Origin of the sequence: Lapillicoccus sp., from assembly GCF_036559105.1 — a bacterium.
Taxonomy (GTDB): domain Bacteria; phylum Actinomycetota; class Actinomycetes; order Actinomycetales; family Dermatophilaceae; genus Lapillicoccus.
Genome location: NZ_DATBTV010000035.1, coordinates 1 through 24,069 on the forward strand (window position 1 = coordinate 1; position 24,069 = coordinate 24,069).

At 71.5% G+C, this 24,069-nt stretch carries 23 protein-coding genes; 17 read left to right on the top strand and 6 right to left on the bottom strand.

Annotated elements, in window-relative coordinates; all coding sequences use genetic code 11:
* Positions 1–206: 206 nt before the first annotated feature.
* Complete coding sequence (locus tag VIG79_RS05215; RefSeq protein WP_331883019.1) at positions 207–3,059, top strand: alpha/beta fold hydrolase; 2,853 nt, start codon at positions 207–209, stop codon at positions 3,057–3,059.
* On the top strand, positions 3,056–3,907 hold the full coding sequence (locus VIG79_RS05220; RefSeq protein ID WP_331883022.1) for an ABC transporter permease: 852 nt from the start codon (positions 3,056–3,058) through the stop codon (positions 3,905–3,907). The genes VIG79_RS05215 and VIG79_RS05220 overlap by 4 nt, the downstream gene beginning before the upstream one ends.
* An 18-nt stretch (positions 3,908–3,925) precedes the next feature.
* Here the strand turns inward: VIG79_RS05220 and VIG79_RS05225 are convergent, their stop codons facing one another.
* Positions 3,926–4,390 carry a hypothetical protein gene (locus tag VIG79_RS05225; RefSeq protein WP_331883025.1) on the bottom strand — a complete coding sequence of 155 codons (465 nt, stop codon included), beginning with the start codon at positions 4,388–4,390 and terminating at the stop codon, positions 3,926–3,928.
* A gap of 196 nt (positions 4,391–4,586) precedes the next feature.
* Between VIG79_RS05225 and VIG79_RS05230 the strand changes: the two genes are divergently transcribed.
* From VIG79_RS05230 to VIG79_RS05275, 10 genes are all read left to right on the top strand, one after another.
* Positions 4,587–5,228 (top strand): DinB family protein, encoded by a 642-nt coding sequence (locus VIG79_RS05230; RefSeq protein WP_331883027.1) that lies wholly within the window; start codon positions 4,587–4,589, stop codon positions 5,226–5,228.
* An 84-nt stretch (positions 5,229–5,312) separates the two neighbouring features.
* Entirely contained in the window at positions 5,313–6,128 is an 816-nt protein-coding gene (locus tag VIG79_RS05235; RefSeq protein WP_331883030.1) for a CPBP family intramembrane glutamic endopeptidase, read from the top strand.
* On the top strand, positions 6,128–7,051 hold the full coding sequence (locus VIG79_RS05240; RefSeq protein WP_331883033.1) for a cation diffusion facilitator family transporter: 924 nt from the start codon (positions 6,128–6,130) through the stop codon (positions 7,049–7,051). The genes VIG79_RS05235 and VIG79_RS05240 overlap by 1 nt, the downstream gene beginning before the upstream one ends.
* 136 nt (positions 7,052–7,187) lie before the next feature.
* On the top strand, positions 7,188–8,771 hold the full coding sequence (locus VIG79_RS05245) for a dolichyl-phosphate-mannose--protein mannosyltransferase (RefSeq protein ID WP_331883035.1): 1,584 nt from the start codon (positions 7,188–7,190) through the stop codon (positions 8,769–8,771).
* A gap of 49 nt (positions 8,772–8,820) precedes the next feature.
* Positions 8,821–9,096, top strand: coding sequence for a metalloregulator ArsR/SmtB family transcription factor (locus VIG79_RS05250; RefSeq protein WP_331883038.1), 276 nt, complete (start codon positions 8,821–8,823; stop codon positions 9,094–9,096).
* 28 nt (positions 9,097–9,124) lie between these two features.
* On the top strand, positions 9,125–9,517 hold the full coding sequence (locus VIG79_RS05255; protein ID WP_331883041.1) for a VOC family protein: 393 nt from the start codon (positions 9,125–9,127) through the stop codon (positions 9,515–9,517).
* A gap of 77 nt (positions 9,518–9,594) precedes the next feature.
* Complete coding sequence (locus tag VIG79_RS05260; RefSeq protein ID WP_331883044.1) at positions 9,595–10,008, top strand: DoxX family membrane protein; 414 nt, start codon at positions 9,595–9,597, stop codon at positions 10,006–10,008.
* Between the two features lie 46 nt (positions 10,009–10,054).
* The gene (locus tag VIG79_RS05265; protein ID WP_331883047.1) at positions 10,055–10,501 is read left to right on the top strand and encodes a MarR family winged helix-turn-helix transcriptional regulator; all 447 of its coding nucleotides are present in this window, start codon (positions 10,055–10,057) and stop codon (positions 10,499–10,501) included.
* A complete protein-coding gene (locus VIG79_RS05270) occupies positions 10,498–11,919 on the top strand; it encodes an MFS transporter (RefSeq protein ID WP_331883050.1) in 1,422 nt (473 codons plus the stop codon). Before VIG79_RS05265 ends, VIG79_RS05270 begins: the two co-directional genes overlap by 4 nt.
* A complete protein-coding gene (locus VIG79_RS05275; RefSeq protein ID WP_331883053.1) occupies positions 11,916–12,503 on the top strand; it encodes a hydrolase in 588 nt (195 codons plus the stop codon). The genes VIG79_RS05270 and VIG79_RS05275 overlap by 4 nt, the downstream gene beginning before the upstream one ends.
* Before the next feature lie 446 nt (positions 12,504–12,949).
* On the opposite strand, the gene VIG79_RS05280 is transcribed toward VIG79_RS05275, so the two are convergent.
* The gene (locus VIG79_RS05280; protein ID WP_331883056.1) at positions 12,950–14,113 is read right to left on the bottom strand and encodes a zinc-binding dehydrogenase; all 1,164 of its coding nucleotides are present in this window, start codon (positions 14,111–14,113) and stop codon (positions 12,950–12,952) included.
* A gap of 9 nt (positions 14,114–14,122) precedes the next feature.
* Positions 14,123–14,923, bottom strand: a complete 801-nt coding sequence (locus tag VIG79_RS05285; RefSeq protein WP_331883059.1) for an alpha/beta hydrolase — start codon at positions 14,921–14,923, stop codon at positions 14,123–14,125.
* A gap of 47 nt (positions 14,924–14,970) precedes the next feature.
* On the opposite strand from VIG79_RS05285, the gene VIG79_RS05290 reads away from it, so the two are divergent.
* Positions 14,971–15,495, top strand: coding sequence for a 2'-5' RNA ligase family protein (locus VIG79_RS05290; protein WP_331883062.1), 525 nt, complete (start codon positions 14,971–14,973; stop codon positions 15,493–15,495).
* Between the two features lie 45 nt (positions 15,496–15,540).
* Here VIG79_RS05290 and VIG79_RS05295 read toward each other — a convergent pair whose 3' ends face one another.
* The gene (locus VIG79_RS05295) at positions 15,541–17,301 is read right to left on the bottom strand and encodes a helix-turn-helix domain-containing protein (RefSeq protein WP_331883064.1); all 1,761 of its coding nucleotides are present in this window, start codon (positions 17,299–17,301) and stop codon (positions 15,541–15,543) included.
* A gap of 130 nt (positions 17,302–17,431) precedes the next feature.
* Between VIG79_RS05295 and VIG79_RS05300 the strand changes: the two genes are divergently transcribed.
* The 4 genes from VIG79_RS05300 to VIG79_RS05315 all read left to right on the top strand — a co-directional run bounded on the left by VIG79_RS05300 (position 17,432) and on the right by VIG79_RS05315 (position 22,189).
* A complete protein-coding gene (locus VIG79_RS05300; RefSeq protein WP_331883067.1) occupies positions 17,432–18,865 on the top strand; it encodes an FAD-binding oxidoreductase in 1,434 nt (477 codons plus the stop codon).
* Between the two features lie 68 nt (positions 18,866–18,933).
* Positions 18,934–20,256, top strand: coding sequence for an MFS transporter (locus tag VIG79_RS05305; protein ID WP_331883070.1), 1,323 nt, complete (start codon positions 18,934–18,936; stop codon positions 20,254–20,256).
* Positions 20,257–20,330: 74 nt separating this feature from the next.
* On the top strand, positions 20,331–21,134 hold the full coding sequence (locus VIG79_RS05310; RefSeq protein ID WP_331883073.1) for an alpha/beta hydrolase: 804 nt from the start codon (positions 20,331–20,333) through the stop codon (positions 21,132–21,134).
* Positions 21,135–21,193: 59 nt separating this feature from the next.
* Positions 21,194–22,189: an LLM class F420-dependent oxidoreductase gene (locus tag VIG79_RS05315; protein WP_331883075.1), complete on the top strand. Its 996-nt coding sequence runs from the start codon at positions 21,194–21,196 to the stop codon at positions 22,187–22,189.
* A gap of 99 nt (positions 22,190–22,288) precedes the next feature.
* Here VIG79_RS05315 and VIG79_RS05320 read toward each other — a convergent pair whose 3' ends face one another.
* Both VIG79_RS05320 and VIG79_RS19730 read right to left on the bottom strand, forming a co-directional pair.
* On the bottom strand, positions 22,289–23,842 hold the full coding sequence (locus VIG79_RS05320) for an amidohydrolase (protein ID WP_331883077.1): 1,554 nt from the start codon (positions 23,840–23,842) through the stop codon (positions 22,289–22,291).
* A gap of 89 nt (positions 23,843–23,931) precedes the next feature.
* A partial coding sequence (locus VIG79_RS19730; protein WP_414672588.1) for a DUF429 domain-containing protein occupies positions 23,932–24,069 on the bottom strand: 138 nt, incomplete at its 5' end.

Here is a 24,069-nt window from a genome sequence, read left to right on the forward strand (position 1 = left end):
TCCAGGCGTGGATGGCGGAGCACTTCCACTCGACGGCGGTGTTCCCGTTCTACGCGATCGCGCTCATGCTGGTCTCCGGCGCGACGATCCTCACTCTTCCGGAGACGAAGGGGATCGACCTGCACGAGACCGACCGGGAGCGCGCCTCCGTCCGGGGGTAGCGACCGCACCCGGCCGGCCGCACGGGACCCGGGTTAGGGTCGCTCATGCCCGCACCCGGTCGCCGCGCCCTCGTCGTGGCCGCCCTGCTGGGACTGCTTCTCACGCTGCTGTACGCCGGTGCCCCGAGCGCGGTCGCGGGCACCGACGCGCCGGCCGGGGACACCACCGAGACGACGATCTCGGTGCCGGTCCGGGCCGAGCCGGACGGCAGTGCGGTCAGCCTCGACGCGAGCATCGTCTCGCCCGGCACGGCGGGGCCGCATCCCGCCGTGCTCCTCGCGCACGGCTTCGGCGGGAGCAAGGCCGACCTCGCGGACCGGGCCCGCGACTTCGCCGGTCGCGGCTACGTCGTGCTCACCTACTCGGCGCGTGGGTTCGGCGCGTCTGGAGGGCGGATCCACCTCGACGACCCCGACTACGAGATCGCCGACGCCCGCGCCCTCGTCGACCTCCTGGCCGCGCGACCGGATGTCCGCCTCGACGGTCCCGGCGACCCGCGCGTCGGCGTGGCCGGCGGCTCCTACGGCGGCGCGCTGGCGCTGATGCTCGGCGCCACCGACGAGCGGGTGGACGCCGTCGTCGCGTCGATCACGTGGAACGACCTCGCCGAGGCGTTCTTCCCCCAGCAGGCGACAACGGGCGCTGCTCCCACGTCGCCGGCCGACCTCGAACCCCTCTCCACGCCCGGGCCGTTCAAGCAGCTGTGGGCGTCGACGTTCTTCCAGGCGGCGAACGCCGGCGCGGCGCGGTCCGGTACGGGCGGGGCCGCTACCTCGCCGGTGTGCGGCCGGTTCGACCCGACCGTCTGCCGGCTCTTCCTCGGCGCGGCCGAGTCGGGACAGCCGAGCCCGGAGCTGCTGGCCCTGCTCCACGCCCACAGCCCCCGGCCGCTGCTCGCCGGCCTCACCGCCCCGACCTACCTGGTGCAGGGCATGGCCGACTCGCTCTTCGGGATCGCCCAGGCCGACGCGACCGCGCGGGCGCTGACCGCCCAGCGCACGCCGGTCGCGGTGCGCTGGATGGACGGGGGCCACGACGGGACGAGCAGCACGGCGACCGGCGACGAGGAGTCGGTGCGGACCTGGCTGGGTCACTACCTCTCCCCCGACGGTGGCCCAGCGGCCGCGGGTGGACTGCCGCTCCCCGCCTTCGTCTACGCGACGCCCATCCCGCGCCGGCAGACGGTCGCCCCGCTTCTCGAGTCCGGTACCTACGTCGGTTCGTCGACGACGGCGACGATCCCGCTCGACGCCGGTGATCCGCGGCCGGTCCTCACGCCGCCGGGCGGCGAACCGGCGTCGATCACCGCCATACCGGGCGGTGCGGCCACCGGAGCCCTCGGGGCGAACCTGCCGACGTACCCGCTCGCCGCCCTTCCTGGGCAGTCGACGGCCTTCGACTCTCCTCCGCTCACGACGCGCACGTCGGTCGTCGGTGCACCGCGGGTCCGGCTCACCGTCACCTCCACGGCAACGTCGGCCACGCTGTTCCTCAGCCTGTGGCCGGTGACCGGCGGTGTCCCGACGTTCCCTCGCCGGCTGGTCGCTCCCGTCACCGTCCCGACCACGCCGGGTCAGCCGACCACCGTGGACATCGCGTTGCCCGCGGCGACGTGGACCTTCGAGTCCGGCAGCGTGGTGCGGCTGCTCGTCACGTCGACCGACTCGGCGTATGCCGGTCCCCGGACCGCCCGCGCCGACCGGATCTCCCTCGACGGCGCCGGTCTCACGATCCCGGTCGTCGCCGGCACGACGTTCGCCGCGGAGTCGGACGCCGACACCGAGGCCATCGGGGTGGCCATCGCGATCGGAGTCGCGCTGCTCGTCCTGGCCGGGCTCGCTTGGTGGCACCGGCGGCAACGCCGGGACACACCCCCGCGCCCGGACCTCGCCGACACCCCGCTCGTCGTGGCGAACCTCGTCAAGACCTACAAGGACGGGCACCGAGCCGTCGACGACGTCTCGTGGACCGCCGCACGCGGCCAGGTCGTGGGCCTGCTCGGGCCGAACGGGGCCGGCAAGACCACGACGCTGCGGATGGTCATGGGCCTCATCCGCCCGGACTCCGGCACCGTCCACGTCCTCGGCGAGCCCATCAGCGCCGGTGCCCCCGTCCTCGCTCGGGTCGGCGCGCTCATCGAGGGGCCCGGCTTCCTGCCGCACCTCACCGGCCGGCAGAACCTGCACGCCTACTGGGCGGCGACCGGGCGGCCCGAGGCCGACGCCGCCTACGACGAGGCCCTCGACGTCGCCGCGCTGGGTGGCGCGGTCGACCGCCCGGTGCGCTCGTACTCGCACGGCATGAAGCAGCGCCTCGGCATCGCACAGGCGATGCTCGGCCTGCCCGACGTGCTGGTCCTCGACGAGCCGACCAACGGTCTGGACCCGCCGCAGATCGCGGCGATGCGCCCGATCCTGCACCGGTATGCGTCCACCGGCCGCACCGTCGTCGTCTCCAGCCACCTGCTTGCGGAGGTCGAGATGACCTGTTCCCACGTCATCGTCATGCACGCCGGAAGGGTGGTGACGAGCGGGACGGTCGCCGACCTCGTGGACAGCGCGGACACGACCGTGGTCCTGCTCGGACCCGGGAGCGACGTCGACCTGGTCGTGTCGCGGCTGCACGCCACCGACGGCGTCACCCAGGTCGATGTCGAGGCCGACCCGGTCGAGCCGCGCATCGTCGTCACGGCCGACCTGCCGCGTGCGGACGTCGTCCGCGCGGTGGCCGAGACCGGCGTCGACATCGTGGGGATCACCAGCCGCAAACATCTGGAGGACGTGTTCCTCGGCGTGATCGCCGCGGCGCAGGGTGCGGCCGGGGCGAACGGGTCCAGTCCGGAGGGCGACGGGCCACGGTCGCTGTCCGACCGGCTCCGACAGGTGCGAGCCCGATGAGCGCGTCGACGAGCACCCGCCCGACGCTGCCGGAGACGGTGCGCCGGCCACTGTCCTGGCGGGCCGAGGTGGGCCGACAGCTGCGTCGACGTCGGACCCTGTGGTCCTTCGTCCTCATCGGCGCGCTCCCGGTCGTCCTCGTCATCGCCTTCGCGATCGGCGGCGGTGGCCCCTCGGGCAACACGGTGGCCGGCCTGGCCAAGGTGGGCGCGGCGAACTTCGCCATCTTCGCGATCTCCGCGTCGGCGTCGTTCCTTCTCGTCGTCCTGACCGCCCTGTTCGTCGGCGACGCCGTCCCGTCCGAAGCCTCGTGGTCCACCCTGCGCTACCTCTTGGTCGCGCCGGTCCCCCGCGCCCGGCTGCTGACCAGCAAGCTCGTGGTGGCGTTCCTGACGGCCGCCGTAGCGGTCGTGCTGTTGTCGCTCTGGTCCCTGCTGGTCGGCGGGATCGCCTACGGCTGGGCACCGTTCACCAACCCGGCCGGCGGCGTGCTCGAGTGGTCGGAGTTCCTCCCACGGTTCGCCGTGATCGTCGGCTACCTCGTGGTGTACCTCCTCCAGGTCGGCGGGATCGCGTTCTGGCTGAGCACCCGCACCGACGCTCCGCTGGCCGCCGTCGGCGGTGCCGTCATGGTGACGATCGTGTCGTCGATCCTCAGCCAGATCGAGACGCTGGGCGGCTGGCGCAACGGGTTACCCATGTACTACGCCCGCTCCTGGTCCGACGCCCTGGCACCGCAGATCGACTGGACCGGTATGCGCCACGGCGTCCTGTGGTCGGTGCTCTACACCGTCGTCCTGGTCGGGATCGCCTACCGCCACTTCCGGCGCAAGGACATCCTCAGCTGACCCCCGGCGGGGCCCCCGTCAGTGGCCCAGACAGTCCTGGACGTCGCTCAGGCAGATGGGACAGGTCTTCAGCGACCGGACCAGCTCGACGGGCTCCGGCGGCGGGGCGGCGCGCTTGGTGGCGGCCGCGCGCTGTCGCGGGATCGGCCGAGCCGTCGGCTCGACGTGGGTCCCGCTGAGGTAGTCGAACGCGTACTTCCGGACGCTGCTGAAGATGTAGAGGTCGTCAAGGGGCTGCGTGAGCGTCTCCTCAGAGGGGACCAGGTCGAACCGGACCTTGTTGGACGTGCCCGCCGGCACCGGGACGTCGGTGTGGCCCACGATCTCGAACACCCCGAGCTCGATGTTCTTCTGGCCGACGGCCACGAGACGGGTGAAGTAGCGCGCCTTGTCCGAGGCGACCACCCAGTCCCCGCTCGCGGCCTCCTGCACACCGCGGTGCTCGGTCTGGGTGATCTTGACGATGATGAGGTCGTTCTCCACGGTGTCGGCTGCTCCTGAAGTGGTCCGTCCCACCCGGCCTGACGACGGGGTGGAGACCCCAGCCTCCTCCCTACCGGCCCCTGTTGCGGTCACGATCTGACCGGAAGGGCTGACAGGGTGAGTGCGAGGCCACTCAGAAACGGCGGATCTGCCGCCTGACGGACCGAGCTCACCGACCGACGAGAGGACCACCGACATGCCGGGCACCGCGCCCCCCGTCGCCACCGAGCGCGAGGCGATCAGCACCTTTCTGCGCCAGCAGCACGACGGCATCCGGTTCGCCGCCTACGGGCTGACCGACGAGCAGGCCCACCAGGTGTCGTCCCGCAGCGCCATCAGCATCGCGAACCTCGTCAAGCACGTCACGCACACCGAGCGGACCTGGATGGAACGGGCGCGCGCCGGAGTGGTCCTCCCAGCCGATGACCGGCCGATGGCCGACCGGGCCGCATGGAGCCACGGCGAGACCGGACGGAGTCCGGGATCGGCGAAGGAGTACGGCGATGACTGGAATGCCGACGGCGAGACCATCCAGGACCTGATGGCGGCCTTCGACGTGGTCGCCCACGACACCGAGGGGGCTGCCCTCGACGAGTCGCTCGACCTCGACCAGCCGGTACCGGTGCCACGGGACGCGCCCTGGTTCCCGAAGGACATCGACGCGTGGTCGGTGCGCTGGGTCTACTTCCACCTCATCGAGGAGCTCGCCCGGCACGCCGGCCACGCCGACATCGTCCGCGAGCACGTCGACGGGGCGACGACGTACGAGCTGATGGCCGGCGCCGAGGGCTGGCCCGAGACGCCCTGGATGAAACCCTGGCGGCCGCCGGCGACCTGACCTCGGAACCGGCAGCGACCTCGCCCAGAGGTCGGCGCACCGAGACGTCACGGCTGACCCAGCGTCCCGGCATACAGTCTCGTCGTGAGCTCGACCGAGGCGGCGGACGTCCCCGCGGTGCCGTCACCGGTCGCCCCGGAGCACCGGGGCGGGCTCAGCCGCGAGGTGCTGCTCGTCCTCGGCCTGTCGCTCGGGTCGTCGGCGGTCTACGCGGTCCTCGCGATCGTCGACCGGTTGACGAAGGAGATCCCGCTCAGCGGCCAGTCGTCGTCGCTGAACAACTCGGTGACGCCGGACCGGCCATGGCTGGACCTCTCGTACCAGCTGGTGGCGATCGGGTTCGGCATCGTGCCGGTGCTCCTCGCGCTCTACCTGCTGCGCCGGGTGGACCCGCCGGTCCCGTATGCGCCGACGCGCTTCCTCGGGTTCGACCTGCGGCGGCCGTGGGCCGACCTGGGCGGGGGCGTCGCGCTGGCGGCGGTCATCGGCATACCCGGGCTCGGCCTGTACGTCGCAGCGCGGGCCCTCGGGATCAACACGCAGGTGGCCGCGGCGAACCTCACCGCGCAGTGGTGGACGATCCCGGTCCTCGTCCTCTCGGCGTTCCAGAACGCGGCCCTGGAGGAGGTCGTCGTCGTGGGGTACCTCATGACGCGGCTGCGGCAGATGGCGTGGCGGACGGGATGGCTCGTGGCGGCGTCGGCGTTGCTGCGCGGGACCTACCACCTGTACCAGGGGTTCGGCGCCTTCGTTGGTAATGCCATCATGGGGGTCGTCTTCGGACTGGTGTACGTGCGGTGGAAGCGGGTCATGCCGCTGGTGGTCGCGCACGCGATCCTCGACATGGTCGCGTTCATCGGCTACACGCTCGCCAAGGACCACATCAGCTGGCTGCGCTGATGGCGGCCGACGAGAAGGGGCACGGCGGGCACTCGCACACGCCGCCGGACCACCGCGGCCGACTGGCGGCCGTGCTGGCGATCACGTCGGTGGTCCTCGTGGCCGAGGTCGTCGGTGCCGTCCTCTCCGGCTCGTTGGCGCTCTTCGCCGACGCCGGGCACATGCTCAGCGATGTCGCCGGGCTGTCGCTGGCCTGGTTCGCCGCGACCCTGTCCCGGCGGGCTCCGACCGACCAGCGCACCTGGGGGTACCGGCGCGCCGAGGTGCTGGCGGCGGCCGGACAGGCGGCGGTACTGCTGGCGGTGGGCGGTTTCATCCTCGTCGAGGGGATCCGGCGGCTGTTCGAACCGCCCGAGGTCACGACGGGGCTGATGGTCGTGTTCGGCGTCATCGGCCTGCTCGGGAACGTCGCGTCAATGGCCGTCCTGGCCAGCGCGCGCAACAGCAACCTCAACCTGCGGGCGGCGTTCCTCGAGGTGGTGAACGACGCGCTGGGTTCGGTAGCCGTCATCGTCGCGGCGGTGGTCATCGCGCTGACCGGCTGGCTGCGGGCGGACGCGCTGGCGTCGATCCTCATCGGCTCGCTCATCGTGCCGCGGACGATCAAGCTGCTGCGGGAGAGCATCGACGTGCTCATGGAGGCGACGCCGAAGCAGATCGACCTCGCGGCGGTGCGGGCGAGGCTGCTGGCCACGCCACACGTCCACGACGTTCACGAGCTCCACGTCAGCCAGGTCGCCACCGGGCTTCCGGTGCTCACCGCTCACGTCGTGGTGGACGAGTCGTGCTTCGCCGCGGGTGACCTGCCCCGGATGCTCGACCAGATGCAGGGCCGGCTCGCTCGCGACTTCTCGCTGCAGCACTCGACGATCCAGTTCGAGACGGTCGCCCACGCCGAGCACGAGCGCCCCGAGCACGACTGACCCCGCCGCTTCCGCTTCCAGACGCTCGTTGTTGCCAGTTTCGGGCGTCTGCGCGTCCCGAAACTGGCAACAACGCCGGTCCGGAAGCGGGGAAGGCGCGTCGGGAACGCTAGGCGCGTCGCATACCCTGCACCCCGTGGTCGAGACCGAGGGGCAGCTTCGCCGCCGCCTGCTCGGCGAGCCGCCCGGACAGGTGCTGCTCGGCTGGCTCGGCCCCCTGATCGCCGCCGTCATCGGCGGCATCCTGCGCTTCTGGAACCTCGGCGACCCCCACCAGCTGGTCTTCGACGAGACGTACTACGTCAAGCAGGGCTGGTCGATGATCCTGTTCGGCGTCGAGATGCGCAACGACCCCGTCCTCAACGACGCCAAGCAGATCGACCAGAACTTCACCGCCGGCAACGTGCTCAAGGTCTACGACCCGACGACCGGCGACCTCGTCGTCCATCCCCCGGTCGGCAAATGGCTGATCGGCTGGGGCGAGCAGCTGTTCGGGATCGACAACAGCTTCGGGTGGCGGTTCGCGGTCTGCGTCATGGGGGTCCTGTCGATCCTCATGATCGGGCGCGCGGCGCGGCGGCTGTTCGGGTCGTCACTCCTCGGCACCGTCGCTGCCCTCATGCTCGCGTTCGAGGGCCACCACTTCGTCCACTCCCGGACCGGCCTCCTGGACCTCATCCTCATGTTCTGGGCGTTCGCGGCGTTCTGCCTCCTCCTCATCGACCGCGACGAGTCCCGCAAGGTCCTGGCCCACAAGGTCGCCGGCCTCGACCGCGCCGGCCTCACCGCGCTCGGCCCCTGGGGTCCGTCGACGGGCTGGCGTCCGTGGCGGCTGGCCGCAGGGGTATGCCTCGGGCTGGCTTGCGGGACCAAGTGGTCCGGCGCCTACTTCCTCGTCGTCTTCGGGCTGATGACGGTCCTCTGGGACATGGGTGCCCGCCGTGCCGTCGGCATCACCCGCTGGAAGACCGCGTGGCTGGTCAAGGACACGCCGCTGGCGCTGCTCTGGATGGTCGTCACCCCCGTCGTCGTCTACTGCCTCAGCTGGTGGGGCTGGTTCGCGACCGAGATCGGGTACAACAGGCACTGGGCCGACACCCACCCCGCCGAACCCGGCTGGGGGTGGGTCCCCGACTCGGTCCGGTCGTGGTGGAACTACCACGCCCAGATCCTCGAGTTCCACACCCACCTGGTGTCCGACCACCCGTACAAGACCAACCCGTGGTCGTGGCTGATCCAGGGCCGGCCCACGTCGTTTTTCTACGAGGGGCCGAAACAGGGCGAGCAGGGTTGTCTCGTCGAGAGCTGCTCGAAGGCGATCTCCTCGATCGGGACGCCGTCGATCTGGTGGGGCGCCACACTCGCGATCTTCGTCCTGCTCTTCATGTGGGCCCTGCGCCGCGACTGGCGGGCCGGAGCGATCCTGGCCGGGTTCATGGGCGGGTACGTGCCGTGGTTCCTTCTCGGCGACCGGACCATCTACTCCTTCTACGCGGTGGCCTTCGTCCCCTACGTCGTCCTCGCCTGCGTCTACGTGCTCGGACTGCTCATCGGCGGCCCCCGGGCCCGACCGGTGCGGCGCAAGATCGGGCTCGGCGTCACCGGCGCGTTCCTGGTGCTCGAGATCGTCCTCTTCGCGTTCTTCTGGCCGATCTACACCGCGCAGGTCGTGCCGTACTCGTTCTGGAGCGCACACATGTGGTTCCCCAGCTGGATCTGAGCCGCCGCCGGACTTGATAGGCAAGTGGATACTTGCCTATTGTGGAGCCATGGAGGACGGGCCACTGTTCCGGGCCCTGGCCGACGAGACCCGTCGGGTGATCCTCGACGAGCTCACGGAACGCGACGGCCAGTCGCTGTTCGAGCTCTGCTCGCGCCTGATCATGCGCCACGGGATCACCTCGACCCGCCAGGCCGTCTCGCAGCACCTGGCGGTCCTTGAGGAGGCCGGCCTGGTCACCTCGCACAAGGACGGGCGCACCAAGCTCCACCACCTCGACACCACCCCACTGCGGACCATCACCGAACGGTGGCCGCTCCCCTGAATACCCGTTTCCAGCAAGGAGATCCGGTATGCCGCGTATCACCACCGCCAGCGTCCTCGTCGACAACCAGGCCAGGGCCCTGGCGTTCTACACCGACGTCCTCGGCTTCCAGCTCAAGACCGACGTCCCGCTCGGCGAGTTCCGCTGGCTGACCGTCGTCAGCCCCGACCTCCCCGAGGGCGTCGAGCTCCTCCTCGAGCCCGACGAGCACCCGGCGGCCAAGCCGTTCAAGGCGGCCCTCGTCGCCGACGGGATCCCGCTGACGTCGTTCGGGGTGGACGACCTCGACGCCGTGCACGAGGACCTCGTGGCGAAGGGCGTGACGATCGTGCAGCCGCCGATCGACATGGGGCCCGTGCGCACCCTTGTCCTCGACGACACCTGCGGCAACCTCATCCAGCTGGCGCAGATGACCGGCTGACGCGGGGGCGGTGATGCGAGGTCGACGGGGAAGTTTTAGATTGCAACTATCTCGTCGTCCACCGCAAGGGGCACCCCATGAACCTCCGCGCCGTCGCGCGACAGCTTCCCCAGCGTCTGACCACCGGCGCCTACATCCTCCACAGCGGGCTGCAGAAGTGGCGGGGCTCGCCCCAGCAGGCCGAGGGGGTGCACGGGACGGCCGCCGGCGCATACCCCTTCCTCGCCAACATCCCGCCGCAGACGTTCCTGCGCGCCCTGTCGGTCGGGGAGATCGCCGTCGGCTCGCTGCTCCTCCTGCCCTTCGTCCCCAACCGGATCGCGGGAACGGCCCTTACCGGGTTCTCCGGAGCCCTCGTGGGGATGTACCTGCTCACGCCGGAGATGCACCAGCCGGCCAGCGTGTGGCCGACCCCGAAGGGCATCGCCGTGAGCAAGGACGTATGGATGCTCGGCATCGGCGCCGGGCTGGTCCTCGACTCGGTGATGTAGACAGTCCAGACTTGACAGTCTGAACTGTCTAAATTACGGTGAAAGTATGCCCGTCGCCCGCTCGCTGTCGCCCTCCTCGGTGCGCGCGGCGCGTGACGTGCGGGTCGTCGTCAGCCGGTTGCGGCGTCGTCTTGTGGACCTCGCCGACACCCACGAGCTCACGCCGTCCCAGCTCTCGGTGATCAGCCGCCTCGGCAAGGACGGACCGGCATCGGCCAGCGACCTCGCCGCTGCGGAACGGATCCGGCCTCAGTCGGTGGCCGCGACGCTGACGATCCTCGAGGAGCGCGGGCTCGTCGTCCGCCGCCCCGACCCCGACGACGGACGCCGCCAGCGGGTGTCGTTGAGCACCACCGGCACGGCGCTCTTCGCCGGCCGACGACGCCACAGCGAGGAGTGGCTCAGCCGGGCGCTCGAGGAGCGCCTCACCGAGGCGGAGCGGCAGACCGTCATCGAGGCCGCCACCCTCCTGGACCGGCTGACCCACCCGTGAGCACGCTAACCGACCGGATCCGCGGGCGCCGCGGTCCCGGCGACGAGGCGGCGTTCGACCGGAAGCTCATCGCACCGATGGTCCTGGGTGCCCTGCTCAACCCGGTGAACTCGTCGATGCTGGCCGTGGCCCTGGTCCCCATCGGCATGGCGTTCGGTGCTCCGCCGTCCGAGACGGTCTGGCTCGTCACCGGCCTCTACCTCGCGACCGCCGTCGGTCAGCCCGTGGTCGGCCGTCTCGTCGACCAGTACGGGCCGCGCACCCCATACCTCCTCGGGGCGGCGCTGGTCGGGCTCGCCGGCATCCTCGGCGCCGTCGCCCCGAACCTCGGGACCCTCGTCCTGGCCCGCGTCCTCATCGGGATCGGTACGTGTGCGGGCTACCCCGCCGCCATGTACCTCATCCGCCGCGAGGCCGACCGGACCGGGATACCCAGCCCCAGCGGCATCCTCGCGGCGCTCGCCGTGTCGACCCAGGTCACCGCGGTCATCGGCCCGACCCTGGGCGGCTTCCTCATCGGCTTGGGCGGCTGGCGGACGATCTTCCTCGTCAACGTCCCGCTCGCCCTGGCGTCCCTGCTCCTTGGCTGGCGACGCCTTCCCCGCGTCCCGACCGTGCAGCCCGCCCCCGGCGAACCGACCGGACTCGACGCTCCCGGGATCGTCGCCTTCGCGGTCACCCTCGTGACCCTGATGCTCTTCCTCACGAGCCCGGACCTCGACCGTTGGTACCTGCTCGTCATCGTCGTGGTCGCCGGCGTGGCCTTCGTCTGGCGCGAGCTCCACACGGCCGCACCGTTCCTCGACCTGCGCGTCCTCGCGGGCAACCTCCCCCTGCTCGCCACGTATGCACGTCAGCTCCTCGCGCTCACCGTCTCCTACGGCTTCCTGTACGGCTACACCCAATGGCTCGAGGCGGGACGCGGACTGAGTGCGTCCCAGGCCGGGCTCATCCTGCTCCCGATGTTCCTCGTCGGCGTGATCGTCACGACCGTCTCCGGACGGCGACCCGAGGTCTGGCTGAAGCTCGTCGTCGGGGGCTCGGTGCTCGTCGCCGCCTGCGCGGCAGTGCTGTTCCTCGAGGCGACCAGCCCGATCTGGGTGCTCGTCGTGCTGTCCCTCGTCCTCGGCATCCCGCAGGGTCTGCTCAGCCTCGCGAACCAGAACGCCCTCTACCACCAGGCCGACCCTGAGCGGATCGGCGCCTCCGCCGGCCTGCTGCGGACGTTCACCTACCTCGGTGCGCTCATCGCCTCGGCGGCCAACGGCGCGTTCTTCGGCACCACCGTCGACACCACCGGCCTGCACGAGCTGGCCGGGTTCCTCGTCGGCTGCGCCGTCCTGCTCCTCATCGTCACCCTGGTCGACCGCTCACTCCGACGCGTCGGCCGAGCCGTTGCTGTGGAAGGAAGCTCGTGACCATTACCGCTATCGACCCGCATACCGCCCTCGTTCTCATCGACCTTCAAGGTGGGATCCTCGGCGCGCCCACCCAGCCGTATTCGGCCGCGGAGGTCCTCGACCGTGCAGTCCGCCTGGCCGACGGGTTCCGGGGGCGTGGCCTGCCAGTGGTGCTCGTCCGGGTCACCGCCCGCGCCGACGGCGCCGACGTCACACCCGGCCGGACCGAGACGCCGCGGCCGGCCGGCCGGCCGGAGGGTTGGGACGTCCTCGCCGACGAGCTCACCGGCCACGAGGACGACATCGTCGTGACGAAGCGCAACTGGGGCGCCTTCCACGGCACCGACCTCGACGTCCAGCTTCGTCGCCGCGGCGTGACCCAGATCGTCCTCGGCGGTATCGCGACGAGCATGGGCGTCGAGTCCACCGCGCGGGCCGCCCACGAGCACGGGTACCACGTCACCCTGGCCACCGACGCGATGGCCGACCGGTCGGCCGACATGCACCAGCACAGCATCGAGAACGTCTTCCCGCGTCTCGGTGAGACCGGGACGACCGACGAGATCCTCGCGCTCCTCGAGACGACCCCCGCCGTCTCCTGATCGGACGGCGGTCAACGCCGAGCTCCCGCACGTCACAGTGCGCGGCATGGTGCGTCCGGTGCTGCCGTGACCACACCACCGGCACTCTGACCCGCACAGCGACGTCCGACACGGGCACCACCCGTGAGACCAGACGTCAGATCGCTCGTCATGTCGCGATCAGGGTGGTGATGACAACACCCAACGCGACATGACCTGCGACATGACGCCCACCACCATCGACGACCAGGCGCTCTCCGGAGTCCGAGTCGGAGTGCGCGTCGTGGTGCGTCTGGTGCTGCCCCGACGACACCACCTGCACTCTGACCCGCACTCTGACCTCGGCGAACGCGCTCACCACCCGCGACGTCAGATGGCACGTCGCAGGGCATGTCGCGATCAGGGAGGTCATGACCACACCGGACGCGATATGACTCGTGACGTGACGTGGTCCTCAACGAGGAGCGCTACGGCAACGCCGGGACCATGGCCACCTTCATGCTCTGGGGGCTCATGCTCGTCCGCATCGCGGTGTCGGCGTCGGCCAGCCCGAACTCGTGGGTGACCATCTCGTCGAAGGGGTAGCGGTCCGCATACCGTTCCATCAGCCGCATGGCGGGGCCGTACCCCGTACTCGGGTGGTTGGTGAGCCCGATGAGCCGAATGTTCTTGCTGCAGATGTGCCGGTGCACGTTGATGCTCACCTCGCCGGTGTCGGCGAAGTTGCCCATCTCGAGCATCATCCCGCCGCGCTTCAACATCTCAATGCCCTCGACGAACGAGGCCGGCGTGTTGGCCATGTGCAGCACCACGTCGGCGCCGCGGCCGTCGGTCAGCTCGCGGATCCGCTCGACCCGCTCTTCACTCGTCGTCGCGGTCACGTTGATGGTCTCGTCGGCCCCGAAACGGCGCGCCCAGTCCAGCCGGTAGGCGCTGAGGTCGGTCGCGACGATCCGGCCGGCGCCCATCATGTCGGCCTTGGCGATGTGCAGCAGCCCCAACGGTCCTGAGCCGATGACGACGACGGTGTCGCCGGAGTTGAACCCCTCCATCGCGTACGAGCTGAACTCCTTGACCTTGTCGAGGCTGGCCGTGCACGCCATCACCTCGGCCAGCACCGCGACCCGCGGCGACAGCCCCGACGGCACCTTGTAGACGAACGTGTCGGGTCGCAGGTACAGGTACTCGGCCCAGCCGCCCATGAGGTGCGGCGCCACCGCGCTGGTGAACGAGTTGCCGTAGCATTCCGACCGGTCGCACCACACGTAGCCCATGACGTGGGTGCACGAGTAGCACCGCCCACACACGACGTCCGGGCACATCGTGACCCGGTCGCCGACGCCGAGCCGCTGCCCGTAGAACTCGAGCCTCTCGGCCGCCGACGGAGTGATCTCGTCGATGACGCCGACGTTCTCGTGGCCCTGGATGATCGGGAAGGGCGTGTCCGTCTCGGCCGGCGTGCCCGCATACTGCTTCGTCTCGCCCTGGTACGTGTGCTTGTCGGTGCCGCAGATCCCGGACATCTCCATGCGCAGCAACGCGGCTCCGTCCTCGAGCCGCGGTCGCGGGAACTCCTGTACCTCGTAGCGACCGGGAGCGACGAGGACGGCGGCGCGCACGAGGACCGACATGACCGCAGACTAGAGGGAGCCGACGAAGTCCCGGATGAGCGCGGCGACCTCACCCGGCGCGCGCTCGCTGGCGCCGTGTCCCTGCTTCGGCATGACGGCGATCGGCCGCACAGCGGGCAGGACGGCGGCGAGCCGGTCGGTGCGCTCACGCAGGTGGGCGGGGGTCCTGGCGCCGGTCAGCAGCAGCACCGGTAGCCGGATCGAGGCGTATGCGTCGAGCCGGTTCCCGAGCAGGTTGATCGCCTCGGTGTCGTCGATCTGACGTGGGACGAAGGACCGCATCGTCGCGTTCACCCGCACCATCAGCGGCATGAGCCACCCGACGGGCCTCGGCATGCCGACCATGCGGGTGATGAAGATCCGCAGCGCCGTTCCGGGCCGGCCGCGGTCGAGCGCGGCGCGGGCGTCGGCCACGCCGGTCGCGCCGCCGATCGGGGTGTCGAGGACGAGCGGCGGCTCGTAGACGACCCCACCTCGGAACGGATCGCTGTCGCGGGCCAGCGTCTCCAACGCCACGATGGCGCCCGACGAGTGTCCGACGATCACCGCGGGCTCGCCGATCTCGGCCGCCAGGGCCAGCAGGTCGTCGACCTCACGCGCGAAGTCGGTCGCCGGGTCGGCGGTCAGCTCGGTGCGGTAGAGCCGGCGCCGAATCCGCACGACGCGGAAGCTCGGCGTGAGCTCCGCGGCGACCTTCGCCCAGGCCGACTCGTCGCTCAGGCCGCCGTGGACGACGAGGACGACCGGACCGCGGCCCTCGTCCGCGTAGACGACGCCGGCCCGGTCGTCGGTGGTGAGGTGCTTCAGCACGCGGGCCACGGTACCGATGCGGCACACCCGGTCCGCAGAATGGCCGGGTGGCCCTCGCCGTCTGCCTGCTCTTCGACCGCCGGACCGACCGGCTCGTCCGCCAGCTGTGGGAGCGGCTGGAGGCCCAGGGTGTGGCGACGCTGCTGACGCATACGCATGGCCGGCACCACCCGCACCTGTCCTACGCGGTCCTTCGCGACGGGGACCCCGACTCCGTCCGCGCCGCCCTGGACCCGCTGGCGAACGGTGGCGCGGTGGAGGTCACCGCTCAGGGCAGCGTGGTGTTCCCGCGCGGCCGGGTCGCCCTGGCCTGCGCCGCTCCCGCCGACGTCGTGGTGCGGCAGGAACGCGTCGTCGCCGCGCTGCACGCGGCCGGCCGGGAGCTCCACCGCAACTACGAGCCGGGCCGGTGGGTGCCGCACGTGTCGGTGGCGACCAGCGCGGTGGCCGACCAAGTGCCGTTGGTGGTCGGCGCGGTGTCGGACGTTCTGCCGCTTCCGCTGCACGCCGACCGAGCGGTGGTGATCGAGACGGGGACGGGGCAGATGTGGCCACTGGCCGGTGTCCCCTGACGTCGGACCATCTCCATACTCGAGGCACGAGGCGGCTGACCCGCCTCAGTCCAGCCCGTCCGCGGCGGCCCGGACCCGGAGCAGCACCTGCAGCTCCAGGGCGCGCTCGCGCCACGTCGGGCCGAGCACCCGGTCGATGACGGCCAGCCGCTGGTACAGCGTGTTGACGTGCACCCCGAGCGCCGGCGCGGTGGCCGACGGGCGCTGTCCGTTCTCGAGGTACGCGGTGAGGGTCGCGACCAGCGGGACGCCCCGGCGCCGCTCCTCGGCCAGCAGCGGGCCCAGCTCGCGGCGCAGCTGGCCGGCCAGCTCACGAGGTCCCGTGTGGCTCAGCAGGATCCCGAAGACCCCGAGGTCGTCGGATCGCGCGATCCCCGTGCGGCGCCCCAGTGCGGCGAGCGCCCGGGCGGTCCTGGCGGCGTCGAGGTAGGCGTCCCGAAAGGTGAGAGCGCCGGACACCGGGCCGGCCAAGCCGGCGACCGGGCCGCCCGCCGGCCAGGCCTCGGCCCAGTCGGTGCGGTGCCGGACGAGCAGCACGGCCTGGTCCCGGTATGCGGCGGACGTCGCCTCCCGCAGGACGACGAGCGCCTGCCGCAGGGCGGGGACGGTCGTGGGGTCGTCGACGACGATGACGTCGTGAGGGCGCCGTGGGTCGAGGCCCGCCCCACGCATCCGCTCCCGGTCCAGGCGTGCGTCACCCTCCCGCCGGCTCACCAGGTCGATGGTCGCGATGTCGCGGCCCAGCTCCGATGCACGGGCCGCCTGCCGGGCCTCGGCGATGGTCAGCGCGATGATCGGCGCCGCCCGCTCCAGGACCAGCCGTGTGGCATCGCGGTCCTCGTCCGCCGTGGTCGCCACCAGCACTCCGAGCAGCCGCTTGGCGGCGAGCACGGGCTGGGCGACCAGACCGTCGCCGCCGACCGGCATACCGTCACCACCGTCGCCGACCGCCTCGACGACCGCCGCGACCGCGGGTGACGGAGCCGGGGCGCCGGTGGCCACCCACGCGAGCTCGCCGGGCGTCAGGGACCGGACCAGCGCGAGAATGACGTCGAGGTCGCCGCCCTCCAAGACAACCGTGGTCAGCTGCTCGTCGAGCCGGAGCGCCTGCTGCAGTGCGGCGTTGCTGCGGGCCAGCTGCTCCCGGGAACGGGCGTTGTCGATCGCGACGGAGGCCTGGCCGGCGAGCGCCTGCAGCAGGGCGACCTCGTCCTCGGTGAAGTGGCGCTCGGTGCGCTTGGCGGCCAGCAGGGCGCCGATGACCCGACCCCGCACGGCCAACGGCACCCCGAGCAGCCCGCGGAGCCCCTCGGCCGACGCGGCGTCGTCGGCGATCGGGCGGTGGACGATTCGCTTCTCGGTCGCGTAGTCGGGGGTCCACATCGGCGCATTGGACGCGGCCACCCGCCCGATGAGCCCTGCGTCGGCCGGGAGCCGCACGCCGACCAGCTGCGGCGTGCGCTGGCCACTCGCCACGTCGATCCGCAGCGCGTCGCCGTCGAGCAGGGCGAGGTAGGTCAGGTCGACACCGAGCAGTCGGCGGGCCTCATGGACGACGCCCTGGAGGAGGTCGGTCGGCTCGTGGACGGTGGCCAGCTGCTGGGCGATGTCGTTGAGTGCCGACAGCTCGACGATCCGCCGGCGCCGCTGCTGCAGGAGTCCCGCGACCGTTGCTGCGGCACGCTCCTCGCGGGCCACGCGGCCGGGCGGCTCGCCGGACTCGAGCAGGTGTTCCCGGTGCGCGAGCAGGTCGGCCGCGGTCGCCTCGGCGGCGAGCAGCTCGACCCAGTCGCGGGCGCGGGGCACGCGTCGATGGTGCCGCAGAGTAGACAGAATCTCCACTCACACGCCGAATTATGGAGGGTTCGACCCTGGCGCCGTGGCTCTGCCCGAACCTACGGTTTGGCGAACCCGAACCGACGACCCAAGGACCACCGTGACGCTCAGCCTCACCGAGACCCCCGCCTCGGGCCCGTCCGCCGCGCCGCGGCTGACCGACGCCGAGGTCCGCGAGCACCTGGTCCAGCTGCTCGGCGCGAAGGTCCTCACCGGAGACGAGGCCCGCGCCCGGTACAGCCACGACGAGGCCGAGTGGGCCCCCTACGCCGTCCCGGCCGCTGTGGTCCGGGCGGTCCGCACCGAGGACGTCGCCACCACCGTCCGGTTCTGCGCGGACTACGGGATCCCCGTCGTCGCTCGCGGCGCCGGCACCGGACTCTCCGGTGGGGCGAACGCCATGGCCGGCTGCGTCGTCGTCGCCCTCGACGCGATGGACCGCATCCTCGAGATCGACCCCGTCGAGCGGTTCGCCGTCGTCGAGCCCGGCGTCGTCAACGACCGGCTCCGGGCGGCGTCCGCGGAGTACGGCCTCTGGTACCCGCCGGACCCGGCCAGCGCCCCCTGGTCGACGATCGGGGGCAACGTCGCCACCAACGCCGGCGGGGTCTGCTGCCTCAAGTACGGCGTGACCGGCGACTACGTCCTCGGCCTCGAGGTCGTCACCGGCACCGGCGAGATCGTCCGGCTCGGCCGGCGTACCGCGAAGGGTGTCGCCGGCTACGACCTCACGTCGCTCATGGTCGGGTCCGAGGGCACCCTCGGCATCGTCACCCAGGTCACCGTCCGGCTGCGGCCTGCCCGCGCCCCCGAGCGCACCGTCGTCGGCTTCTTCTCGTCCACGGTCGCCGCCGGTGACGCCGTCGTCGCCGTCGCCCGGGCCGGGATCGTCCCGTCCGCCCTCGAGCTGCTCGACCGGCACTGCCTCGAGGCGGTCAACGACTGGAAGAACCTCGGCCTCGAGACCGACGCCGCCGTGATCCTCTTGGCCCGCGTCGACGACGCCGGCGCCGAGGGCGACGCGCTCGCCGAGCAGGTGCAGGCGTGCTTCGACTCCGCCGGCTCGACGTTCAGCGCGGTGTCCGGCGACCAGCAGGAGGCCGACGCGCTCTTCGCCGCCCGCCGGCTCGCCTACCCGGCCGTCGAGCGACTCGGACCCGTGCTCACCGAGGACGTCTGCGTCCCGGTCGTCAAGGTGCCGGAGATGCTCGGCCGGATCGACGAGATCGGCCGCCGCTACGACGTCCTCATCGCCAACATCGCCCACGCCGGCGACGGCAACCTGCACCCGCTCATCATCACCAAGCCGGGTGACGACGCTGCCCGCGACCGTGCCCAGCTGGCCTTCGCCGAGATCATCGCCGCCGCGCTCACGGTCGGCGGCACGGTCACCGGCGAGCACGGTGTCGGGCTGCTCAAGCGCGACGGCCTCGTCGCCGAGATCTCCCCCGCCGTCGCCGACCTGCACGTCGCGATCCGGGACGCCCTCGATCCTCACCGAATCCTCAATCCCGGCAAGGTCATCGACCGCTGATCGCCGGACCGCTCGACACGCCCCACCCCACCCCGCCCACCATGTCACCGCATCCACAGGAGTATCCGATGACCACGACCATCCCGGTCCCGCTCGACGAGACGGCGGTGTCGGACGCGAGAGACGGCCAGGCCGCCGTCGCGACATCCGCCACCAAGCTCACCAAGCCGTTGCGGCGCACCGCGATCGGCATCTCGGCGCTGCTGACCTCACTCGTCGCCATCAACTCCGGTGGCATGGGCGTCCTCATCCCGGACCTGGTGTCCAAGCTCGACGCTGCCAACAAGGTGACCAACCTCGCGATCGTCGCGACCGTCGCCTTCGTCGTGACGATCATCGCCCAGCCCCTCGCCGGCGCCCTGTCCGATGCGACCCGCAGCCGGTTCGGCCGCCGCTCGCCGTGGATCGTGTTCGGGGCACTGGTGGCCGGTGGGTTCACCATCGGACTCCCGCTCGCCGCATCCTCGCTCGCGATGATCACGGTCACGTGGGTGCTCGTTCAGGTCGGCGTCAACGCGGTCCTCGCGGCGGCGCAGGCCATCGTGCCCGACCGGTTCGCGCCGTCACAGCGCGGCGCCGCCTCCAGCCTGGCCGGCGTCGGTGTCACGCTCGGCAACGCGGTGGGCGCGGGCATCGCCGGTGGTCTCGCGATGCAGGGCCGGCTCCCGTATGCGGTCCTCGGCCTGCTGCTCCTCGTCGTTGCCGGGGTCTTCGTCCTGGTCAACCGCGAAGCCTCGAACGTCGACCTCCCGCGGGCCGCGTTCTCCTGGAAGGCCTTCGCCAAGGGGTTCTGGGTGAGCCCCCGCAAGCACCCGGACTTCGCGTGGGCCTTCGCCGCGCGGTTCCTCATGGTCATCGGCTTCGCCGCCGGCACCACCTACGGCCTCTACACGCTGCGCGACTACATCGGCCTGGACGAGGCCACCTCGAACGTCGTCGTCGCCCAGATGGCCGTCATCCTGCTGCTCGGCACGTTCATCTCCGCCGCCGTGAGCGGGAAGCTCTCGGACAAGAGCGGCCGCCGCAAGCCGTTCATCGTCTGGGCCTCGGTCATCATGGCCGCCTCGTTCGTCCTGCCGCTCGCCTGGCCGACGGTGACGTCGATGCTCGTCTACTCCTTCGTCATGGGCCTCGGGTTCGGCACCTACATTGCCATCGACCTGGCCCTGATGACCGAGGTGCTCCCCGTGCCGGTGACCGGCAGCGAGGACTCGGCGGGTCGCGACCTGGCCATCCTCGGCATCGCCACGACCATCCCGCAGGCGATCACCCCCGGCCTGGCCGGTGCGCTCATCACGATCTTCGGCGGCTACCAGGTCACCTTCATCGCGGGAATCGTGTTCGTACTGCTGGGTATCGTGGCGATCATCCCGATCCGCTCGGTGCGCTGACGCATCCCCTGACCAGACCAGCCGGGCCCATCGCCGCGAGGTGAGGGGCCCGGCACACTCCTGAAGGAAGCCCGATGCCGCAGTTCCGCACCACCGACGACGTCACCCTGTCCTACACCGACGAGGGCGACGGCGTCCCCGTCGTCCTCGTGGCCGGCTTCCTCGCCGCCGCGACGAGCTGGCACTTCACCAGCCGCGCCCTGGTCGACGACGGCTACCGCGTCATCGGCTTCGACCGCCGCAACCACGGCGCCTCCGAGGCACCGACGCACGGGCAGCGGCTCGCCCGGCACGGCAAGGACCTGCACGAGCTGCTCGACGCCCTCGGCGTCGACGAGGCGTTTCTCGTCGGTGGGTCGATGGGTGCCAGCTCGATCTGGGCCTACTTCGACCTGTTCGGGGATGCGCGCTGCCTCGGGATGGTCTCGGTCGACCAGACCCCCAAGATGGTGAACCGCGACGGGTGGGAGAGCGGCTTCTACGGGCTGACGGCGGACAACCTCGGAACGTTCTTCGACGCCGGCATCCCCCCGACCGGCCGCGGTGCGGGGATGGACAAGACCATCGCCGGGGTGACCGCGATCGCCGCCGCGACCGGGTCGAACCCGATGGGTGCCGACGCCGCGGCGCCGACCACGCTCCCGCTGCTGCGCGACCACGCGGCGGCCGACTGGCGTGACGTCCTCACCCGCGCGACCTGCCCGGTGCTCCTCGTCGCCGGTGCCGAGAGCCAGTTCTGGCCGCCCTCGCACGCCACCGACATGGCGGCGTTGAACGAGGACGTCGCGGCGGTGGTCCTGGAGGGCTGCGGCCATCCGGTGAACCTCGACGACCCCGAGGCGTTCAACGCGACGCTGCTCCGCTTCCTCGCCGCCTGACGGCGACCGCCACGACGCCGCGGAGGTTCGCAAGCCGCGTTCGTGGGTAGGCCCGTCGCATGACGCGTTTCGGCTACACCCTCATGACGGAACAGAGCGGACCCAAGGACCTCGTCCGATACGCCTCCGCCGCCGAGGACGTGGGCTTCGACCTGCTCGTGTCCAGCGACCACTACTTCCCGTGGCTATCCGCGCAGGGCCACTCCCCTTACGCCTGGACCGTGCTCGGCGCCGTCGCCCAGGTGACGCATCGGGTCGAGCTGATGACCTACGTGACCTGCCCGACCATGCGGTACCACCCGGCGGTCGTCGCGCAGAAGGCGGCGACGTTGCAGATCCTCGCTGACGGCCGGTTCACCCTTGGCCTTGGCGCCGGCGAGAACCTCAACGAACACGTCATCGGTGAGGGCTGGCCGAACGTCGACACCCGCCAGGCGATGCTCGGTGAGGCCATCCGCATCATCCGCGAGCTCCACAGCGGCGAGCTCGTGACGTTCCGCGGTGACTACTTCGACGTCGACTCCGCGCGGATCTGGGACCTGCCCGAGGGCGGCGTCCCGATCGGCGTGGCGGCCGGAGGCGCCAAAGCCGTCGAGGAGCTCGGCCCGCTCGCCGACCACCTCATCGCGACGGACCCGGACCCGGAGCTCGTCGGGGCCTGGAACTCCCTGAAGGGTCGGCAGCGCATCGGAGGCGGCGCTCGCGCCATCGGACAGATCCCGGTGAGCTGGGACCCGGATGGCATCGACGCCGCCGTCGAGCGGGCCCACGACCAGTTCCGCTGGTTCGGCGGGGGCTGGGCGGTCAACGCCGACCTGCCGACCACAGCCGGCTTCGCGGCCGCCTCGCAGTTCGTCCGGCCCGAGGACGTGGCCTCCTCGATCCCCTGCGGGCCGGACCTCGACGCCGTCGTCGAGGCGGCGCGGCCATTCTGGGAGGCCGGGTTCACCGACATCGCGCTGGTCCAGGTCGGCGACGAACTGCAGGACCGGTTCCTGGCTGAAGCGGCGGAACCCCTGTTGGCGCGGCTGCGGGAGGCCGCGCCGACGGGATGACCGGGCTCGGGGCCCGAGTGCCGGCGGCGGGAGACGCGGGGGGCCTCGGCGACGGTCACTCGCCGACGGTCACTCGCCGACGACCAGCCCGGCAGACGCCTACAGCGTCGAGTGGGTGAGGCGACCGGCGAGCAGCGTCGCGGCGACCGGCATACCGCGGAGCAGACCTGCCGCCTCGCCTGAGTCTGCAGCGGTACCAAGAGGATTGGTGTCGAGCAACACGACGTCGCCTCGACTGCACACTCCGAGCGTCGGCTGACCGTCGGTGCTCGCGGCCAGCGCCTCGGCCGGGGTGAGCGACTCGGCGGGGTTCCACGGCTCGCGCCCGTCGGCCGAACGGTGCACGGCGGCCGCCATGGCCAGCCATGGGTCGAGCGGCGCCACGGGGGCGTCGGACCCGAGCGCGAGCACGACGCCGGCGTCGACCATCGAGCGCAGCGCGAAGCACCGGTCGGCCCGATCACCCCACAGGCGCTGCGTCGTGTCACGGTCATCGAGAAGGTGCGCCGGCTGGACGCTGGCTCGCACCCCGAGCCGCGCCATCCGGGGGAGGTCCTCGAGGCGCACCAGCTGGGCATGCTCGATCCCACCCGTCGCGCCGGTCGCCTCGAACGCCTGCAACGCGAGGTCGACCGCAGCGTCGCCGATCGCGTGGAGGGCGATCTCCAGTCCGCCCGCGTGCGCCGTGGACAGTAGGGCGGTCATCTCATCCAGGTCGTAGTTCTGCGTCCCACGAGTGAGGTGACGCCCGCCGGAGTCGGGATACGGGTCACAGCACCGAGCCGTGCGGGTGTTGAGGGAGCCGTCCGAGATCACCTTGAACGGACCCATGGTCAGCAGGTCGCCATCCCCGGCCAGCGGGTCTCCCGTCCGGATGCCGGCCGCCAGCAACCCGTCGAGCGCGTCGGGGTAGACCGAGGCGCGCACCCGGACCAGATCGAGCCCGTTGGCGAACCGGCTCGACCACTGCCGGTAGCTGCTCGGCATCTCGAGGTCGACGACGCCCGTGATGCCGCGCGCGGCGGCCGCGGCCATCGCCCAGCGCAGCGCCGTATCGCCGGCACCGGCCGCCTCGATCTCCTCCAGCATTGCGCTGATCGACGGCTGGAGCCCGAACCAGTCGTTCTCCTCCAACGGCCCGGTCACTCCGGCCACCCCCAGCAGCCCGAGCGCCGCACTGTTCAGCCAGCCGTTGTGGGCGTCGCCACTGGTGAGGATCACCGGGACGTCACCCGTGGCGGCGTCGAGCTCGGCGACCGTACCGATCCGGTCCCACGCACCCGACCGGTAGCCGAAACCGCTGACCAGCCGCGGCCGTTCACCCGTCAGTCCCGCGAGGTGACCGGCCACCCGCCGCGTCACCTCGTCCGGACCGGCAGTCCCGGCGAGGTCGATGGTGGTGCGAGTCCGGGACCAGGTCGTCAGGTGGACGTGGTGGTCCCACAGTCCCGGGACCGCCCACCGCCCTGCGGCGTCGATGACGTCCGAGACACCGTCGGCCGGCAGGTCGGGACCCACCTCGGTGACCATCCCGTCGGTGATCCGCAGGTCGACCGGCCGGTCGTCGGAGCCGGCTGCACGCATACCGGGTCCGACGGGGACCAGGCGCGCCCGCCGGACCAGCACCTCGTCGCGAGGTCGAGACGCGTTCATGGCGTAAGTCTGCTGGGTCGGTCCCCGCCGGGCTCGGGGACCCGCTCGTCCAGCCGGGCGAGCGGCGACATGGCAGGAGCCATCATCGTCTAGACCCAGATCGCGCTGGGCCATCCGTCGCTGAACACCTCGGGCGGGTCGGGCAGCGATTCGGCCTGCCCCGACAGCACCCGTCGTCCCGACCAGGCCACCACGGCGGCGTCCAGGAGGTCGTCGACCGCGGCCCC

What these genes read in the sequence shown, in the direction of transcription:
- VIG79_RS05320 (WP_331883077.1), bottom strand. Translation starts at nt 23,842, where the DNA reads ATGAACGCGTCTCGACCTCGCGACGAGGTGCTGGTCCGGCGGGCGCGC.
- VIG79_RS05250 (WP_331883038.1), top strand. Translation starts at nt 8,821, where the DNA reads ATGGAGGACGGGCCACTGTTCCGGGCCCTGGCCGACGAGACCCGTCGG.
- VIG79_RS05280 (WP_331883056.1), bottom strand. Translation starts at nt 14,113, where the DNA reads ATGTCGGTCCTCGTGCGCGCCGCCGTCCTCGTCGCTCCCGGTCGCTAC.
- VIG79_RS05305 (WP_331883070.1), top strand. Translation starts at nt 18,934, where the DNA reads ATGACCACGACCATCCCGGTCCCGCTCGACGAGACGGCGGTGTCGGAC.
- VIG79_RS05265 (WP_331883047.1), top strand. Translation starts at nt 10,055, where the DNA reads ATGCCCGTCGCCCGCTCGCTGTCGCCCTCCTCGGTGCGCGCGGCGCGT.
- VIG79_RS05240 (WP_331883033.1), top strand. Translation starts at nt 6,128, where the DNA reads ATGGCGGCCGACGAGAAGGGGCACGGCGGGCACTCGCACACGCCGCCG.
- VIG79_RS05220 (WP_331883022.1), top strand. Translation starts at nt 3,056, where the DNA reads ATGAGCGCGTCGACGAGCACCCGCCCGACGCTGCCGGAGACGGTGCGC.
- VIG79_RS05310 (WP_331883073.1), top strand. Translation starts at nt 20,331, where the DNA reads ATGCCGCAGTTCCGCACCACCGACGACGTCACCCTGTCCTACACCGAC.
- VIG79_RS05255 (WP_331883041.1), top strand. Translation starts at nt 9,125, where the DNA reads ATGCCGCGTATCACCACCGCCAGCGTCCTCGTCGACAACCAGGCCAGG.
- VIG79_RS05260 (WP_331883044.1), top strand. Translation starts at nt 9,595, where the DNA reads ATGAACCTCCGCGCCGTCGCGCGACAGCTTCCCCAGCGTCTGACCACC.
- VIG79_RS05315 (WP_331883075.1), top strand. Translation starts at nt 21,194, where the DNA reads ATGACGCGTTTCGGCTACACCCTCATGACGGAACAGAGCGGACCCAAG.
- VIG79_RS05230 (WP_331883027.1), top strand. Translation starts at nt 4,587, where the DNA reads ATGCCGGGCACCGCGCCCCCCGTCGCCACCGAGCGCGAGGCGATCAGC.
- VIG79_RS05215 (WP_331883019.1), top strand. Translation starts at nt 207, where the DNA reads ATGCCCGCACCCGGTCGCCGCGCCCTCGTCGTGGCCGCCCTGCTGGGA.